General features: G+C 38.0%; 18 protein-coding genes. All 18 read left to right on the forward strand.

Features of this window, described 5'->3' with window-relative positions:
• The 18 genes from AB0L18_RS11215 (at window position 1) to AB0L18_RS11300 (ending at window position 16,677) form a co-directional block, all read left to right on the forward strand.
• Entirely contained in the window at window positions 1-1,026 is a 1,026-nt protein-coding gene (locus AB0L18_RS11215; protein ID WP_367392680.1) for a glycosyltransferase family 2 protein, read from the forward strand.
• The gene (locus tag AB0L18_RS11220) at window positions 1,016-2,233 is read left to right on the forward strand and encodes an EpsG family protein (protein ID WP_367392681.1); all 1,218 of its coding nucleotides are present in this window, start codon (window positions 1,016-1,018) and stop codon (window positions 2,231-2,233) included. The genes AB0L18_RS11215 and AB0L18_RS11220 overlap by 11 nt, the downstream gene beginning before the upstream one ends.
• Window positions 2,226-3,185 carry an ATP-grasp fold amidoligase family protein gene (locus AB0L18_RS11225; RefSeq protein ID WP_367392682.1) on the forward strand — a complete coding sequence of 320 codons (960 nt, stop codon included), beginning with the start codon at window positions 2,226-2,228 and terminating at the stop codon, window positions 3,183-3,185. The genes AB0L18_RS11220 and AB0L18_RS11225 overlap by 8 nt, the downstream gene beginning before the upstream one ends.
• A gap of 659 nt (window positions 3,186-3,844) precedes the next feature.
• Window positions 3,845-4,975: a hypothetical protein gene (locus AB0L18_RS11230; protein WP_367392683.1), complete on the forward strand. Its 1,131-nt coding sequence runs from the start codon at window positions 3,845-3,847 to the stop codon at window positions 4,973-4,975.
• Between the two features lie 13 nt (window positions 4,976-4,988).
• A complete protein-coding gene (locus AB0L18_RS11235; protein WP_367392684.1) occupies window positions 4,989-5,510 on the forward strand; it encodes a DapH/DapD/GlmU-related protein in 522 nt (173 codons plus the stop codon).
• Between the two features lie 8 nt (window positions 5,511-5,518).
• Window positions 5,519-6,622 (forward strand): polysaccharide (de)acetylase, encoded by a 1,104-nt coding sequence (locus tag AB0L18_RS11240; protein WP_367392685.1) that lies wholly within the window; start codon window positions 5,519-5,521, stop codon window positions 6,620-6,622.
• Window positions 6,615-7,685: a glycosyltransferase gene (locus AB0L18_RS11245; protein WP_367392686.1), complete on the forward strand. Its 1,071-nt coding sequence runs from the start codon at window positions 6,615-6,617 to the stop codon at window positions 7,683-7,685. Before AB0L18_RS11240 ends, AB0L18_RS11245 begins: the two co-directional genes overlap by 8 nt.
• 47 nt (window positions 7,686-7,732) lie before the next feature.
• Window positions 7,733-8,641, forward strand: a complete 909-nt coding sequence (locus AB0L18_RS11250; RefSeq protein ID WP_367392687.1) for a hypothetical protein — start codon at window positions 7,733-7,735, stop codon at window positions 8,639-8,641.
• Between the two features lie 35 nt (window positions 8,642-8,676).
• Window positions 8,677-9,771 (forward strand): glycosyltransferase family 4 protein, encoded by a 1,095-nt coding sequence (locus AB0L18_RS11255; RefSeq protein WP_367393148.1) that lies wholly within the window; start codon window positions 8,677-8,679, stop codon window positions 9,769-9,771.
• Window positions 9,764-10,396 (forward strand): sugar transferase, encoded by a 633-nt coding sequence (locus AB0L18_RS11260; RefSeq protein ID WP_367392688.1) that lies wholly within the window; start codon window positions 9,764-9,766, stop codon window positions 10,394-10,396. Before AB0L18_RS11255 ends, AB0L18_RS11260 begins: the two co-directional genes overlap by 8 nt.
• A 2-nt stretch (window positions 10,397-10,398) precedes the next feature.
• Window positions 10,399-10,626 carry an acyl carrier protein gene (locus AB0L18_RS11265; protein WP_367392689.1) on the forward strand — a complete coding sequence of 76 codons (228 nt, stop codon included), beginning with the start codon at window positions 10,399-10,401 and terminating at the stop codon, window positions 10,624-10,626.
• 7 nt (window positions 10,627-10,633) lie between these two features.
• A complete protein-coding gene (locus AB0L18_RS11270) occupies window positions 10,634-11,380 on the forward strand; it encodes an SDR family NAD(P)-dependent oxidoreductase (protein WP_367392690.1) in 747 nt (248 codons plus the stop codon).
• A gap of 6 nt (window positions 11,381-11,386) precedes the next feature.
• The gene (locus AB0L18_RS11275; RefSeq protein ID WP_367392691.1) at window positions 11,387-12,019 is read left to right on the forward strand and encodes a NeuD/PglB/VioB family sugar acetyltransferase; all 633 of its coding nucleotides are present in this window, start codon (window positions 11,387-11,389) and stop codon (window positions 12,017-12,019) included.
• 42 nt (window positions 12,020-12,061) lie between these two features.
• The gene (locus AB0L18_RS11280) at window positions 12,062-13,120 is read left to right on the forward strand and encodes a 3-oxoacyl-[acyl-carrier-protein] synthase III C-terminal domain-containing protein (protein ID WP_367392692.1); all 1,059 of its coding nucleotides are present in this window, start codon (window positions 12,062-12,064) and stop codon (window positions 13,118-13,120) included.
• Window positions 13,121-13,130: 10 nt separating this feature from the next.
• A complete protein-coding gene (locus tag AB0L18_RS11285; RefSeq protein ID WP_367392693.1) occupies window positions 13,131-14,204 on the forward strand; it encodes a 3-oxoacyl-ACP synthase III family protein in 1,074 nt (357 codons plus the stop codon).
• Between the two features lie 69 nt (window positions 14,205-14,273).
• Window positions 14,274-14,513 carry an acyl carrier protein gene (locus AB0L18_RS11290; RefSeq protein ID WP_367392694.1) on the forward strand — a complete coding sequence of 80 codons (240 nt, stop codon included), beginning with the start codon at window positions 14,274-14,276 and terminating at the stop codon, window positions 14,511-14,513.
• Window positions 14,514-14,516: 3 nt separating this feature from the next.
• Window positions 14,517-15,278, forward strand: coding sequence for an SDR family NAD(P)-dependent oxidoreductase (locus tag AB0L18_RS11295; protein ID WP_367392695.1), 762 nt, complete (start codon window positions 14,517-14,519; stop codon window positions 15,276-15,278).
• A gap of 16 nt (window positions 15,279-15,294) precedes the next feature.
• Window positions 15,295-16,677, forward strand: a complete 1,383-nt coding sequence (locus AB0L18_RS11300; RefSeq protein WP_367392696.1) for an AMP-binding protein — start codon at window positions 15,295-15,297, stop codon at window positions 16,675-16,677.
• Window positions 16,678-16,684: the final 7 nt, after the last annotated feature.

The raw sequence follows: 16,684 nt of genomic DNA on the forward strand, positions 1-16,684 counted from the left end.
ATGCAACTTTCAATAATTTTACCTACTTATAATGTAGAAAAGTACATTGAGCGGTGTATCAAAAGTATATTTATACAAAAATTAGTGTCCGGCAGCTTTGAAGTAATAGTAGTAGATGATGAATCTCCAGATAATAGCATCACTATAGTCAATGAATTATCAAAATCTTTTAAAGAAATCAAAATCATTAGCCAAAAGAACAAAGGCTTAGCCGGTGCAAGAAATACAGGAATCAGAAATGCAAAGGGGAAATACCTACTGTTTTTAGATCCTGATGACTATATTGAGCCTAATTGTCTATCGAAGATGTTATCATATATGGATAATCTAGGTATAGAACTTGGTATGTTCAATCAAAATTTGATAAAAAACGGGGAAAGACTACAAAGGGGGAATCCTCAATTGCCAGAAAATAGAATTTTAACTGGTTCAGATATGTATTTTGGACGTACAAGCGACAGTGCCTGCAAATATTTATTACAAACTGATTTTATTAAAATCAATAATCTATATTTTTTTGAAGAGGCTGTATATTTAGAAGATGCTGAATGGAGCGCACGAGTCTTTGCCACAGTGGATAAAGCAGCTTATAAGGATTTATATTTTTATAACTATGATTTAAGGGAATCGTCTTTAGTAACATCTGGTGTAGGGCTTACTTGGCCTGCTGTTGAAGGATACTTGAAATGTGCAAAAAACTTACATGCATTTAAATGCAGCTTAAGTCTTTCGCCTGCGCAAGCTAGTATTGTTAATAACGTTATTGCTAAATTTGTAACACTACCTATTACGCTTTTCGCAGCTAAGAAACGCCTAGTTTCTATGCCACTACTAATTAGATCTTTATCCGAAAATGGCTTTAATACGTTGGAATTAGAAGGGCTTAAAGGGCTGCGTTTAAAGCAAGCTAAAAGTTACAATATTTCGCCCTATTATTTATTCATAAATAGTCTTTTAGGAAATATAAAAAAAACGGGTTTGAAAAAAATGAAAAATCTTTTAGAAAGATTTTACCATGAGCTATAAGCCTAGCACAGAAAAGTATTATTGGTTGCTGTTTTTGGTAACACCTGCTATAGGGTTCATAATTGCTATTTTAAACTTTAATAAGAAACCTCTTAGGAAATTTATTGTTTTATTCGGCTTGTTTTATGCCTTTGTTTTTATCCCCATACCTGGCTCAGATGCTACAAGAATTATCAGCTCCTATGAGGCTTATGATTTAAGTGATTATTTTACTGATATAACTAGTATCTATAATGACAGGGGGAAAAAACCTGATTTATATATTTATACTGTCTATTCTTTATCTAAAGTATTTGATTTAAGTCCACGTGGTTTTAGAGTATTATTGGGTTTAATATACTTTTCGTTTTTGGTGAAATTAATTGGGCAGTTGTACGATTTGTCTAGATCTCGCATGAGTAATGTCGCCAAGCTTTTCTTGTTAGGAGGTATTTTTGTCATAAGTATCTCTGCAGGTCTTAATGGAGTGCGCTGGCCATTAGCGTTTGTTGTTTTTTTATATGGAAGCTTGAAATATAATGTAAAGACTAAGTTTAAGTATTTTTTATTAGCTGGGCTTTCAATATTTATACATTTTTCCTTTTTACCAGCTGTTATCGTCTTTGGCTTACTAGTATTTATCCCTGCGTTAAAAAATGTAAGGATAATGTACGTTTTGTTATTGCTTGCTTTTTTTGGGGGGCAATTCGTGAGTAATTATGTTTTTAGTAGTGCTACGGAAATTGGTGGAGTTTATGAAAGTAAGCTTGGCAACTATACTTCAGACGGTTATCTGGAAAAACGTGCATCGCGTCAGGCGAGTTGGAATTTTTATGTACCTATTGTTCGATATGGGAATTACTATTTTTCCATTTTTTCATTATTTATGCTATCGCTTTATCGAAAAAAAATTAATATAGATCCCACTGCTCAGCGCTTAGTTATATTTTCATTAATTACACTCATTTTCTCATTTCTAGCTGGGGGAGTTCTGGATATTGCTACAAATAGATATATTCATATTGTAAGTTTCTCTACATTGGCGAGCCTATTTTATTTAACTGGACAAAATAAAGGGATCAGTTTATTTAGGAACTTAGCGTTAATATATTTTCCTGTAGCATTTATTACTATATTTTCATTGCTTAGGGTTGACATTCAGACAGTAGACATTAGTATTTTCTCTAATTTTTTCATTGAATTTATTCTCGGATCAAATAATGCATAGTGCTTTTAAAAATATTCGCTATAAAGGATCTATCTGTTTTTCCGTAGCCATATTTATCTATAAAGCTTATCTTCTCGTTCGGTATCAACTAGTTCCTGATGAGTATAGTATTGTTAAGAAATATAAAAGCACTTTTAACAGGAAATTAGACACACAGAATCCCTCATCATTAAACGAAAAAATTCAGTGGTACAAAACAAAAGGTAAAAACCCTTTAATGGTCAAATGTTCTGATAAATATGCCGTGCGAGAATATGTGGGAAAAACTATAGGGGAAGAATATTTAGTGCCACTAATATTTCATACCCAAGAACCTGCTGAAATAACTAAAGATAAATTTCCAGATCATCCCTTTATCATTAAAGCCAACCATACAGCGGGTACTAATCATATTGTTAGAAATAAGAGTAAAGTAAATTGGCACAAAATAAGAGTTGATTGTAGATGGTGGTTGTCTTTAAACTATGCGCTTTTCGAGAAGGAATGGCAATATGCTCAAATTGAGCCAAGAATTGTGGTAGAGCAGCTTTTGTTAGACAAGGAAGGTAAAATTCCTTTTGATTATAAACTTCATTTCTTTAATGGAGAATTTGGTTTTACTCAAGTCGATATTGATCGATTTGGGGATCGGCGCAGAAACCTCTATGATGAAAACTGGAATTTATTACCATTCAACTGGAGCAAATTAGATAAGGAAGGTTGTGTACTTTGGCCAAATGGAAAAGAAGTAAGCAGACCGCGTAATCTTAAGCAATTAATTCAATTGGGGAAAAAACTAGCAGCGCCTTTTCCTTATGTTCGAGTAGACTTTTACTTACTAGAGGATCGGATTTATTTTGGTGAACTTACTTTTCATCATGGAGGAGGTTTTGAACATTTTATGCCCAATTCTTGGGACGAATATTATGGAAAATTGGTACCTCTCGTAAAGATGTCTCGAAATGATATTTAAGAGGATCCTCATGGTATTCATTTTACTGGTTCATTATCTACTATTGCAAATAAAATTGTTTAATGGTAATAAGCTTATAATAGGGAAAAGCGTCTTGTTTTGGTTCTCAAAAATCAAGGTTCGAGGAACTGCTAATTCGATTCATATTCAAGATGGTGCCAGTTTACAAAAGACTAAAATTGAAATAAATGGTAACCATAACCGACTTATTCTAGCCAAAGGAGTTCGGATTTATGAAAGCTGTAACTTCTGAATTGAAGGTAATAATTGCACCCTGATTATTGATGAAAGAACAACTATCGGTAGTGCTCATATATTTTGTGGTGAAAGTGACAGTTCTATTGTTATTGGCGAAGACTGCATGTTGAGTAGAAAAGTATTTATAAATACGAGTGACTTTCATTCAATAATTGATCAATCAACTAATCAAAGAATAAACCCGCCTCAAAGCATAAAGTTAGGCGATCATGTTTTGTTGGGTTTTAAGACTACTATTAATAAAGGGACTTCTTTGGGCCCAAATACTATTGTAGCCTCAAGGACATTGGTAGACGAAAAGAAATATCTTAGTAATATGCTACTAACTGGTTTACCGGCTAAAATAATAACAGAAAATATATCTTGGAGTAGAGAAAAGCTACCCTGTTAAATACAATTAGATGCTATCATTCAAAGAAAAGCTAACTAAAAACTACATAAATGCACGCGGATGGCGGAGCAATAGAAAACTCTTACTTATAGAAAGTGATGACTGGGGCAGTATAAGAATATCTTCCAGGGAAGTCTACGAAATGCTATTAGACTCTGGTATCCCCGTAGATAAATTTCATTTTGATAAATTTGATTCTTTAGAGTCGACTGAGGATTTAGAAGCACTTTTTCAAACACTTGAAAAGTTCCAGGACTTTAACGGTAATCATCCTGTTCTAACGGCGTACCATCTCGTAGCAAACCCGAATTTTGATAAGATAGAAGTCTCAGGAAGAAAAGAATATCATTATGAAACCGTACTCGAAACTTATAGTCGCTTTAAACATACCGAAGGGGTATTTCAGCTAATAAGAGAAGGTATAGACAAAGGAATATATATTCCACAATCTCACGGCCGAGAGCATATCCATGTGAAACGTTGGATGGAGGCCATCAATTCTGATTCAGAAAAAGAGCAAATAGCTTTTGAAAACAGGGCTATTATTTCTTCTAAATCATCAAGCTGTAATAAGCCTTATGCCAAAAACTATTTTGCAGGTCAGGATTATTCTAGTGTAGATGAATTTAGTGAAATTGAAAGTATTCATGCTGATGGATTAAAACTTTTTGAAGAAATTTTTGGCTACAAATCATTATCTTTTACAAGTCAAGGGAGTTTTTGGGGAGATCATTTATTAGAAACTTTTTCTAAAAATGGTGTAAGACTCATTGGTGGTCGTCAGTTTCACCCTGTAATAGGTTCCCAGCATAAATTTGTTAATCGCTATTGGGGTCAAAAAAACCAATGGGGACAATTACATTGGCGTAGAAATTGTATGTTCGAACCTGCTAGGAATCAGAATTTTGATTGGGTTAGTAAATGTTTACAAGAAATAGAAGTCGCTTTCCGTTGGGGTAAGCCAGCTGTTATCAGTTCGCACAGAGAGAACTTTATTGGAACCATCTTTGACTCTAATAGAGAACAATCCTTAAAAAAGCTATCGGTCTTATTAGTTGAAGTACAAAAGAAATGGCCAAAAACAGAATTTATTAGTACTCATAGACTTGGGGAGCTTATGTTGCCTTCCGAGGTAGAATAAACTATTTAGAATAATGAGGAAATTTTCGTTGTTTCTATACTATTTAATCCTTAATAAACTTCCACACTCATCGGTACCTTTAATCGGTTTACCATGTGAAAGATTAAAAGAATTTTTTGCAAAACGAATGTTTAGTTATTGCGGTACCAATGTGAATATAGGAAAAGGGGCCCGCTTTGGTAATGGAAAATATATAAGAATAGGAAATAACTCTGGGATTGGTATGAACGCAAAAGTGCCAAATAACATTCAAATTGGAGAGGATGTGATGATGGGACCTAATGTGACAATATTTGGTGCTAATCATGAGTTTTCAAGAACGGATATCCCCATGCGTAAACAAGGGATGAAGACATATCCACCAGTGGAGATTGAAGATGATGTGTGGATAGGAAGCAACGTTATTATTATGCCCGGCCTAGTCATTAAAAAAGGAACAATTATAGGAGCGGGTGCTGTCGTAACTAAGTCTTTTCCAGCCTATAGTATTATTGGCGGCAATCCTGCTAAATTTATTAGAAGTCGGAAAATGTGAAAGAGTATGTGAAAAAACATATCATCAACTTAAGAGGTATATCGGTTAAGAAGAAATATTTAGTTGTAGAGTCGGACGATTGGGGAGCGATAAGGATACCGGACAAAAAAACAAGAGAGGCGCTTCTTAATAAGGATCTAATTAATGCCAATGATCCTTTTTCTCATTATGATACCCTTGAGAGTAGAGATGATCTTGAAGCTCTTACTTCTGTTCTAAAGTCGCATAAAGACGCTGTAGGCAAGCCTCCTGTAATTACCGCTAATACGGTAATGGCCAATCCGGATTTTGAGAAAATAGCAAAAACTAATTTCCAAACTTATTGCTATGAAGATTTTGCCCAGACCTATGTGCAGTATTTCCCCAATCAGAATGTACTTGGGGCGTTTAAGGAAGGCATCAATCTAGGCCTTATTTATCCACAGTTTCATGCGCGGGAGCATTTGAATGTAAATAGGTGGTTAAATAGACTGCAAAATGAGGATAAAGCATATTTGTCGGCCTTTAACTACAAGTGTTTTGCAATAAAGGATGATAGTATTGATAATGACAGGTCAAATTTAATGGCCACTTATGATTACCAAAGCCAGCAGGAATTATTATTCATCAAAAAAAGTATTCAGGAGGGGCTTACCCTTTTTGAAAAAGAATTTGGCTTTCAGTCACAGACAACCATTGCTCCTTGTTACGTTTGGAATGAGCATATCGAGTCTATTTTCAACGACTTGGGAGTTAAACATTTTCAAAGCTCTAAATTTCAGCAATACAGTAGACCAACTCAAAAGACCTTGGTTTCTAAATGGCGGATTATGGGGCAGGTCAATGATTTAGGACAAACCTACAGCATTCGAAATGTAGTATTTGAACCAGCTTTTAACCCTGAAATCAATTGGGTTGATAAGGCGATAGAAAGTATTCGTATCGCTTTTTTTTGGGGCAAACCTGCGATTTTGTCTTCGCATCGCATAAACTATGTATCAGGCTTAAGTAAAGATAATAGCACCAGTAGTCTTGAGCAGCTTGATGAATTGTTGGCAAAAGTATTGAAGAAATGGCCAGAAATAGAATTCATAAATTCAGCTCAATTGGCAGAAATAATTAGAGATGTCTGAGATATGCATCATTTCTCCTTCATTAAAAATTGGAGGTATAGAAAGAGCCTTAGTTACTTTTGCTAATTATTTTTCTGAGCAAGGTCATGTAGTTACTTTTATCTCTTGTCTATCAGGTGACTATTTTTATAAATTGAATGAGGACATACGATTGCTTGAACCCTCCTTTACACATCGAGGAGGTCTGATAAGTGCACTGAAGTTTTACCCGCGATTATTATTGTACTTGAGGCAAACAATCAAAAAAGAGAATCCCGAGGTAGTACTTGCTTTTGGAGATTGGTTCTGTCCCCTTGTTTTATTGGCGCTTTATAAAACAGAATATCCTGTTTATATCTCAGATAGAACCAGTCCCGATTATAAATTTAAGTTTCCCATCCCAATTTTGAAGAAGTGCTTGTATCCGACTTCCAGTGGATTTATCGCTCAAACCGTTAAAGCTGCGAATTACAAGAAGGAAAGATTTGGAAACCGATTGAATATCGAAATTATTCCGAATGCCATTAAGCACTTTGCTTGCAAGGAAACTAACAAAACCAATACCATTTTATACGTAGGCCGGTTTGCCTGGGAAAAAGCACCAGAGAGATTGGTAAAAGCCTTTGCCGCTATCGAAGAAAAAGGAGACTGGCGGCTGAAGATGGCTGGAACAGGGCCACTGCTAGCGGAAGTTAAGGCGTTAGCAGAGCAACTAAGTTGTAGCGATAGGATTGATTTTTTGGGCCAAGTCTCTGATGTTCAGCAACTCTACTGTGAAGCTTCTATCTATGTTCTTCCTTCGGTATTAGAGGGTTTTCCTAACGCTTTATGCGAAGCTATGACGGCTGGCTTAGCTTGTATTTGTTTTGAGACAATACCTTACGAGGCTATACTGGAGAATGGAGAGAGCGGTATTGTTGTTGAAGATGCTAATACAGAAGCATTGACTCTAGCAATAGCTCGATTGATGAACAAGCCAGAAGAAAGAGAGCGACTTGGAAGGAATGCTAGAATAGCTAGTCAGTGCTTTAGACTGGAAAATGTTGGCGAAAAAATGTTAGATTTTATTTTAGATCGTAAGTAATGAACACATTATATAGGTTATATTTTTTCCTTCCAAATTTTGACTTTATGGGCAAATTTGGAAAAGGACTTAACAGGGCAATGAGTATTGTATTAAAACATGTTTTTGATGCTTTTGTACCTCGCTATTTCGAAAAAACAAAGGATTCAGCAGGTCCCGGTTTGAACACCAGTGAAAGATCTAAAAGATATATTGTCTCTCTGACATCTTTTCCTGCGCGCATTGATAATATCTGGATTACCATAGAATGTTTATTGAGGCAATCTTTCAAGCCTGATAAAATTATACTTTGGTTAGCAGAAGAGCAGTTTCCTGATAAAAAATTGCCGACTAGTTTACTAGCATTGAAAGAGAGAGGTTTAGAAATAAAATTTTGCAGGGATCTGAGATCGCACAAAAAATATTTCTTTGTTTTTCAAGAATATCCAAATGCCAATATCATTACATTCGATGATGACCTCTATTATGATGATAATGCTATTGCTAACTTAGTAAATCTGCACCAACGTTATCCTGAAAATATCGTTACGAATAGAGCTCATCGAATTGTTTTTGATAAGAAAACAGGGGAAATACTGCCTTACAGGAAATGGAAACATAACATTTCAGATAAGGAGCCATCTTACCTGATTGTACCTACGGGAGGTGCGGGTACCTTATACCCACCGGGAAGTATGCACCCGGAAGTATTGAATGAAAAGGTTTTTATGGACGTCTGCAAATACGCTGATGATCTGTGGCTAAAAGTGATGTCTCTGATGAATGGAACACTCGTCAGTACCAACAGTACCTATAACAAAGATTTTTTTACCATACGGAATTCTCAAGACGAAAAATTAGTAAATACAAACGTCATAGGGGGAGGTAATGACACCCAGTTATCTAATGTTTTAGAATACTACAACTTTGATCTAACAAAGCTAAACACGTCAGGCTCATCAGAAAGAAAAAACTAATCATCGGGATCACTGCTCCAAGCAGTGTTGTCCTCATCAAAGGACAATTAAAGTACTTTACAGATTTGGGGTACAAATGTTATTTAATAGCCCCCGATGACGAGCGTACCAGAAATTATTGTCAGGAAGAGGGAGCGATACTTTTACCCGTCGCGATCCATCGAGAGATTTCTATTTTCAATGATCTAAAGTCTTTATGGGTAATCATTAAGCATTTTTACCGCATCCAACCTGATATTGTTAATGTAGGCACGCCCAAAATGGGGCTCTTGGGAAGTTTAGCGGGTAAGATGACAGGAGTAAAGACAAGAATCTACACGTGTAGAGGTTATCGTTTTGAGCACGAGAAAGGAGCTATGCGGAAGGTTCTTATCGCTATGGAAAAATTGACCTCTTGGGCGGCTCATAGGGTAATTTGCATAAGTTTATCTGTACAGGAACTAGGAGTGCAGCATGCTATATTTTCCAGAGAAAAAAGCAAAGTAATAAATAAAGGTAGCAGTAATGGGATAGAGCTGGATCAGTTTTCTGCGAACCAGGTGCCCAAAGCAGCTACTGCTAGTTTGCGGGAAGCACTTGGTATCAATGATACGGATTTCGTTTATGGTTTTGTAGGAAGACTCATTGATCGTAAAGGGATCAAGGAGTTGTATGATGCTTTTGAACGATTATCTCTGGTGCTCCCTAATATTAAATTGGTTGTTGTGGGCCCTGTCGAAAAAAGTCAAATTTCAGATTTGACCATTTTAGAAAAATTAGAGGAGCATAGTAACATCTTGATGGTGGGCAAACAAGCAGACGTACCACTATATTTATCATTAATGGATGTCTTTGTTTTACCCGCTTGGTGGGAGGGATTTGGCAACGTACTGGTGCAAGCAGCGGCTATGGGAGTCCCCGTAATTAGTACCACGGGTACAGGAAGCAGAGACGCGGTAAATGATAATTACAATGGGATATTAGTCCCTCCAAAAGATACACAAGCATTAGTAGAGGCCATGAAGCATTTGTATCAGAATGAATCACTAAGAGAGCAGCTGGGTGAGAATGGGGTGGCCTGGTCGAAGCATTTCAAAAATACGACTATTTGGGAGGGGATGCGCGAATTATACGAGGAACAAAATGTATAAGAACTTAGTTAAACCAGCGTTGGATATGATGATAGGCATTATTGCCTTGATTTTATTATCTCCAGTAATGCTAGTAGTAGGGATTATGTTGGCCGTAGCAAACGGAGGAAGCCCGTTGTTTTTTCAACAGCGTCCTGGTAAAGATGGCAAGCTATTTCGTCTGGTCAAGTTTAAAACCATGACGGATAAAAAAAATGCTACTGGTCAGCTTCTGCCTGATAAGGATAGAATTACAAAAATTGGGGGATTGGTGAGAAAGACATCGCTGGATGAATTGCCCCAACTTGTTAATGTCGTCAAGGGAGATATGAGTATTGTAGGCCCTAGGCCCCTATTGGTCCAGTACCTTGAGTTGTACAATGATTTTCAGCACCAACGGCACTTGGTTCGGCCCGGAATAACGGGTTGGGCACAGATCAATGGCCGTAATGCGGTATCTTGGGAAGAGCGGTTTGAGCTGGATGTTTGGTACGTAAATCATATCTCCTTTCGTTTAGATCTTGTTATTCTCTTCAAAACCGTAGGTAAGATTTGGAAACAAGAAGGTATCAATGCTCAACCTGGAGCCACCATGACTGTTTTTACAGGAACAAAAGAACAAAATCAACTCACTAAAAATAACTAAAAATGGAAGAACAATTCTATGAAGCGTTTAGAGATGTCCTTGATGTTGAAGAAAAGGAATTTAACAAATCGGACACCTTCAGGGATTATGAAGAGTGGGACTCTCTTGCGAACCTGTCGTTAATAGCCATGTTGGATGAAGAATATGGAATCATCATTCCAAATGATGAATTCAAGAACATTGCGACCATAGGAGAATTAATTGCGGAAATAGAAAAGAGGAAAGGCTAACTAAATCATGAATAGTCCATTTAGTTTAGCTGGTAAAAACATTTTGGTGACAGGAGCCTCTTCCGGAATAGGAAGAGCACTGGCTATTGAGTGTTCGCTACAAGGGGCGGCAGTGACCATTTCTGGCAGAAATAGTGATCGACTAGCCGAAACCTTGGAATTGTTGTTCAAGGGCCCTGATCACCAGTGTTTTATCGCTGATTTGGATGTCGATGAAGAGGTCTATGCCTTGGCAGATAGTCTCTCACGCCTGGATGGGCTAATTCTAAATGCTGGTTTAATCAAGTCAATGCCTGCTAAATTCACCAAACGAGAGCACATTGATCAAATATTCAATGTTAATTTTTACAGTACTGCTCTTTTGGTGCAAAGGCTCTTGAAAGGTCGAAAGCTTAACACAGGTGCATCCATTTGTTTAATTTCATCGGTAGCCTCTCAGTATGTTTCGGTCGGTAACACTATTTATAGTGCTTCAAAGGGTGCTGTGAACTCTTACACCAAAGCGCTTGCCCTTGAGCTATCCAGTAAGCAAATCAGGGTAAACGCGATTCTTCCAGGGTTCGTCAATACGAACCTGCTGAGTGATAGCCATGTTACTGCAGAAGAACTTGCCGTGCACGAAGGAAAATACCCCATTGGGCGGTTTGGGACGCCCCAGGATGTTGCCTATCTAGGAGTTTATCTATTGTCGGATGCTTCTTCCTGGATGACAGGAAGTTTGTTGACTTTGGACGGAGGCTTTTCTTTAAGATAAATATTGATGAAGAATTTAGTAATTATTGGTGCTGGTGGATTCGCTAGGGAGATTTATGACTTAGCGAATTTTTGTTTTCAGGATGATTCCACATTTAAGGTGAAAGGCTTTCTTAGTGATGGCCCATCTACTATCCAGTCAATGGGGTACCCTCCTGTTCTTGGTACAGTAAGTAACTACCAACTTGAAGAAGGTGATGTGTTTTTTTGTGGCATTGGGAATGTGAACGACCGTAAGAAAACGGTTGAAATTATTCTTGAAAAAGGTGGAGCGTTCATTAATTTGATTCATCCTACTGCAATGATTTCTCCCAGTGTAAAAATTGGAAAGGGGGTTGGAATAAAAGCTTTTTCGGTGCTTGCCAGTGATGTCTCGATTGGAGACTTTTCTTTTCTACAGAGCTCTGTAATTATGGGGCATGATGTTAGCATCGGTAGGTTTTGTCATGTCAATTCATTTGCCTTTTTTGCCGGATATGCCCGGGTTGAGAATTTGGGCGTAGTTAATGCAGGTGCCAGATTAATACAAAATGTCAAAGTAGAGGAAGGTGCGGTAGTTGGTGTAGGTAGTGTCGTCTTAAAGCGAGTGAAAGCAGGGACTACAGTTTTTGGAAATCCAGCAAGAGTAATTCCGTCATAAGCAGCTGTAATCTAGTTTATTCTCTGCGCAATACTTAATCTAATGCCACAAGTAAAAATTAAAAATATCCATATTGAAGCTATGGCGGCGGCTGTTCCCGATCGCCAAGCCGCTACTAGTTCTTACGCGGAGAGTTTAGGTAAAGAAAAGGTGAGCTTGTGGGAAGATACCAATGGGATTTCAAGCAGATATCTTTCAAGCGAAGAGCAAACCGCTAGTGACTTAGGATTTGTTGCAGCTAATGCTATTCTAGCAGATAAACAGATCGATAAGGAAGAAATTGGAGTAATCATCGTCGCTACGAGTACACCAGATTACAGAGGTCCGGCCACCGCTTGCGTTTTACACGGCCGTTTAGGATTGTCTATCGATTGCATTGCCTTCGATCTTAATTTAGGAGATTGCGGATTTGTTATTGGATTACAGACGGCAAGCTCCATTTTAGCAACGACGAACAAGCAGTATGCACTTCTAATTACAGGCGATACGACGAGTATGCAATTGGATTATTCGAAAGATTCTTCCTTGTTTTTTGGAGATGCAGCAAGCGCAGTATTATTAAAGAAAGATTTGGGGGCTAGGGAGGAGATTATAGTTGAGACAGGAGTTGAGTCAACGGGTTATGATGCTTTCATGTTAGCAGAAGGAGGGTTTCGAGATGATGCGCGAAAGAATAATCAGGGATATTTACAATTCTCAGAAGAGCATTGGTGGAGCTTTTTGAATAATCAATTCACGCGCCATCTTAATCATTTTTTGAGCAGCAATAAGCACGCTTTTTCGAAGGAGTCAGTATTAATATTGCCTCAAATGGGAAATAGGACAAATGTTGCTTTTGTAGAGGGAGTTGAAAGCCGGTTTAGCAATGTCCCGCGTGTTTTTGATCTTTTCGCGAATACCAGGGGAGCAACAATCCCTTTGGTTCTTGCACATTTATATGGAAAAGATACAAGCGATAAGGAGCTGGAAGTTGTAGGAACAGCCTTAGGAGAGGGAATGTCCTGGGGATTGACGCTATTTTCAGTGACGGCATCAGCAATATTGCCAATAATTATTACTGCTGAGGTTTTTGCAGAAGGGAGTGTAGCTCGCGAAATTTAAAATAGGAATAATGATCGTTCATAGTTTGATTGATAGTGTTTCGATAGAGGGTGTTTCAGTAGCACTACCTACTCAGCGTGTACCTGTATCAAGCTTTTATCCACTCTTTGGAGAGGATGTCGTTGATAAATTTTCAGATGTTACAGGCGTAAACAGCTACCATCGTTCTATTCCTCAACAAACGGCTGCAGATTTAGGATTTGAGGCCGCTTTGGACTTAATTAGTAAAAGTGATGTTGATACCGATGAGATAAAATACCTGGTATTTGTTACCCAGAAACCTGATTTTCGAGTACCATCTACTGCTTTTCATTTACACCAGCGGTTAAAATTGAAGGAAGATTGCCTGTGCTTCGATCTAAACTTAGCCTGTTCCGGGTTTGTCTATGGCCTACAGGTCGTATCATCACTTTTACAGAACGCAGGGAAGGGCAAGGCACTATTAATTACCGGAGATACTTCGCACCGGACCTTTTCGCCTGTTGACCGAACGCTGATAATGTTATTTGGCGATAGTGGTACTGCAACACTCATTGGTAATGATCCTGCCTCTGAACAAATGCATTTTGCCCTCAGGACGAATGGAGAAAAATTCAAGAGTATCATTACGCCATCAGGCGCTTACCGCAATAGAAATGCTCCCGTTGAGAGGGTAGAATGGAACGATGGCATTGAACGTTCTGATTATGATACCCATATGAAAGGAATGGATGTCTTTAGTTTTTCCATTACAGATGTACCTCGGCTACTGAAGGATTTTATGGCATCACTAGACACAACTCCTGATGATTATGACTGCTTTGCTTTGCATCAGGCTAATGTTTATATTTTAAAACAAATCGCTAGAAAACTTAAGATGTCCATGGAGAAGATTCCGATTGCGCTTGATCGCTTCGGAAATAATAGTAGCAACTCTATTCCTCTGGTCTTGGCGGATCATTTTGGTGGTCAAAATCAAGGTGAGAAAAGAATTATGATGAGCGGTTTTGGTGCTGGACTTTCTTGGGCTTGCTGTGATATTCATTTATCAACAAAGGTGATTCATCCAATTATTTTTACAGATAAGTTCTTTTCTCCAGTCTAAAGGAAGAGAAGAAAAGAAGCGGTAGGCCGCAGGAAGCCTGCTAACTAAAAATATAATCAAAAGACAAATATGAGTAATCTGGAAAAATACAATCAAGCCTTTACAAAAGTCTTCGAAGTGGATGAGCATTTGCTAAACGAGGACTTTAATGCGGACAGCTTAGATAAGTGGGATTCTATCACCCAGTTGAGCTTAGTGACGGAGTTGGAAGACACCTTTGATATTATGCTGGATTCAGAAGATCTTTTAAATCTCCGGTCGTACGAGGAAGGGAAAGTAATTCTTGGAAAATATGAAGTAAGTATCTAATTAATGGAAAAGGACGATAGAAGACTACTTACGAATAAAGTCGCATTAATAACCGGAGCAAGTAAAGGTATAGGTAAGGCTATAGCTGAACGTTACGCCGAAGAAGGAGCTACGGTATACGCTAATGCAAGAGAAGAAGGAGGCATAGATGAGTGGGCGAAAGTGCTTAGTGAAAACCATGGTGTACCCGTAAACCCTCTTTATTTTGATGTTCGTGACGAAAAAGCGATTCGTGAGAACATTATGAAGATTAAAAAGCAAAGCGGAGGTATTGATATTCTCGTGAATAACGCAGGAGTTGTAAGCTACGAGATGTTGGCTATGATTAATGCTAATCATTTTCGAGAAATGTTTGAAGTTAATGTAGTAGCGGTTATTCAGCTTATTCAACTCGTTTCCCGATTAATGCAAAGGCAAAAAAGCGGATCCATCATCAATATTTCCAGTATTGTTGGTGTAGAAGGAGTGAGTGGACAATTGGCTTATTCAGCTACAAAAGGAGCGGTAATTTCGCTTACCAAATCTGCCGCAAAGGAACTGGCAGTTAATAACATTCGTGTCAATGCCGTTGCTCCGGGGATGATTAATACAGAACGATTAAGTCAAGTCTTGACCGAAAAATTCAGTGATCGTGTGAATAGCATCGGCATGGGGCGTTTAGGTGAGCCGTCTGAAGTTGCTGATACTTGTGTCTATCTGGGGTGCGATCTTTCAAAGTATGTCACAGGCCAGATAATCAAGGTAGACGGAGGCACAATTATCTGATCAATACGCTGAATAAATGTTTTTAGGACTAAACGAAAAAAACAGTACATCAACGGCCATTATTGATGACAGTAAGGCGAGTGTGACATATGGTGAATTATGTACGTTTTCACAAACCTTTTCTTCTTTTGTAAAAAAAAGGACACTGGCGTTCATTCTTTGTGATAATGAAATTGGAGCTATTGCCGGATTTATTGCAAGCCTTTCCAATGCTGTTGTTCCTTTGTTGCTGAGTAGTAAAATAGATAAAGTATTACTCGATCAGCTTATAGAAAAATACCATCCTACCTACTTCTGGCAAAGTAGTGATACCGAATTTGATTTTAAGTCGGAGCCTATATTTAGCGCTTATGGATATGAGCTTTTAACAACAGGTCTGACTCCTTATAGTTTGCATGAAGACCTGTCAATGTTGTTATCTACCTCTGGTAGTACGGGAAGTCCTAAATTGGTACGGCATAGCTACAAAAACGTAGAACGTAACGCGGAAAATGTAGCCCGATTTTTTGAATTATCAACAGAAGATCGCCCAATTGCTGCTTTGCCAATACACTATACAATGGGGCTTTCTGTCGTTGTGAGCCACCTCTATGCAGGTGCCACTATTCTTTTGACAAAGAGAGGCCTACTTGATCCAGCATTTTGGCAATTTCTTAAAGAACAAAAAGCAACCAGTTTTACGGGAGTTCCTTACAACTTCGAATTACTGCACAAGTTGAGGTTTTTCAGGATGGATTTGCCATCCTTAACCTTACTTACCCAAGGAGGAGGAAAGCTTTCGGAGCAGTTGTTTAAAGACTTTGCAGACTTTGCGGATCGAACCGGTAAAAAGTTTATTGCTACGTATGGACAAACAGAAGGCACCGCGAGAATGGCTTACCTACCCGCACATCTAGCCACCCAAAAGACGGGGAGTATAGGGTATGCTATTCCTGAAGGGAGATTGTACGTGGTAAATGACAAAGGAGAAGAACTACTAGATAGAGAACAGGTAGGAGAGATGGTATACGAAGGGCCTAATGTCACAATGGGATACGCTACAGAAGGAGTAGATTTGAGCAAAGGAGACGAAAACCACGGGGTTTTATATACCGGAGATATAGTGAAACGAGATGAAGATGATGCTTACTATATCATAGGGAGAAAAAACAGGTTTCTTAAGTTATACGGTTTGAGAATAAGTTTAGACGAAATTGAACAAATGATAAAATCCAACTTCAAGGTTGATTGTGCTTGTTCAGGGGATGATCAGAAAATGATAGTTAGGATAACTGAGGAAGATATCATTAAGGAAGTAAGTAAATACATTGCCGATAAAACGCAGCTGTATCATCAAGCTTTTGAAGTTGTTTATGAGGAGACAATTTTAAGAAACGAAGCAGGGAAAATAATGTATTAGTTTTCAC

The organism is Lewinella sp. LCG006, from assembly GCF_040784935.1.
Classification (GTDB): Bacteria; Bacteroidota; Bacteroidia; order Chitinophagales; family Saprospiraceae; genus Lewinella.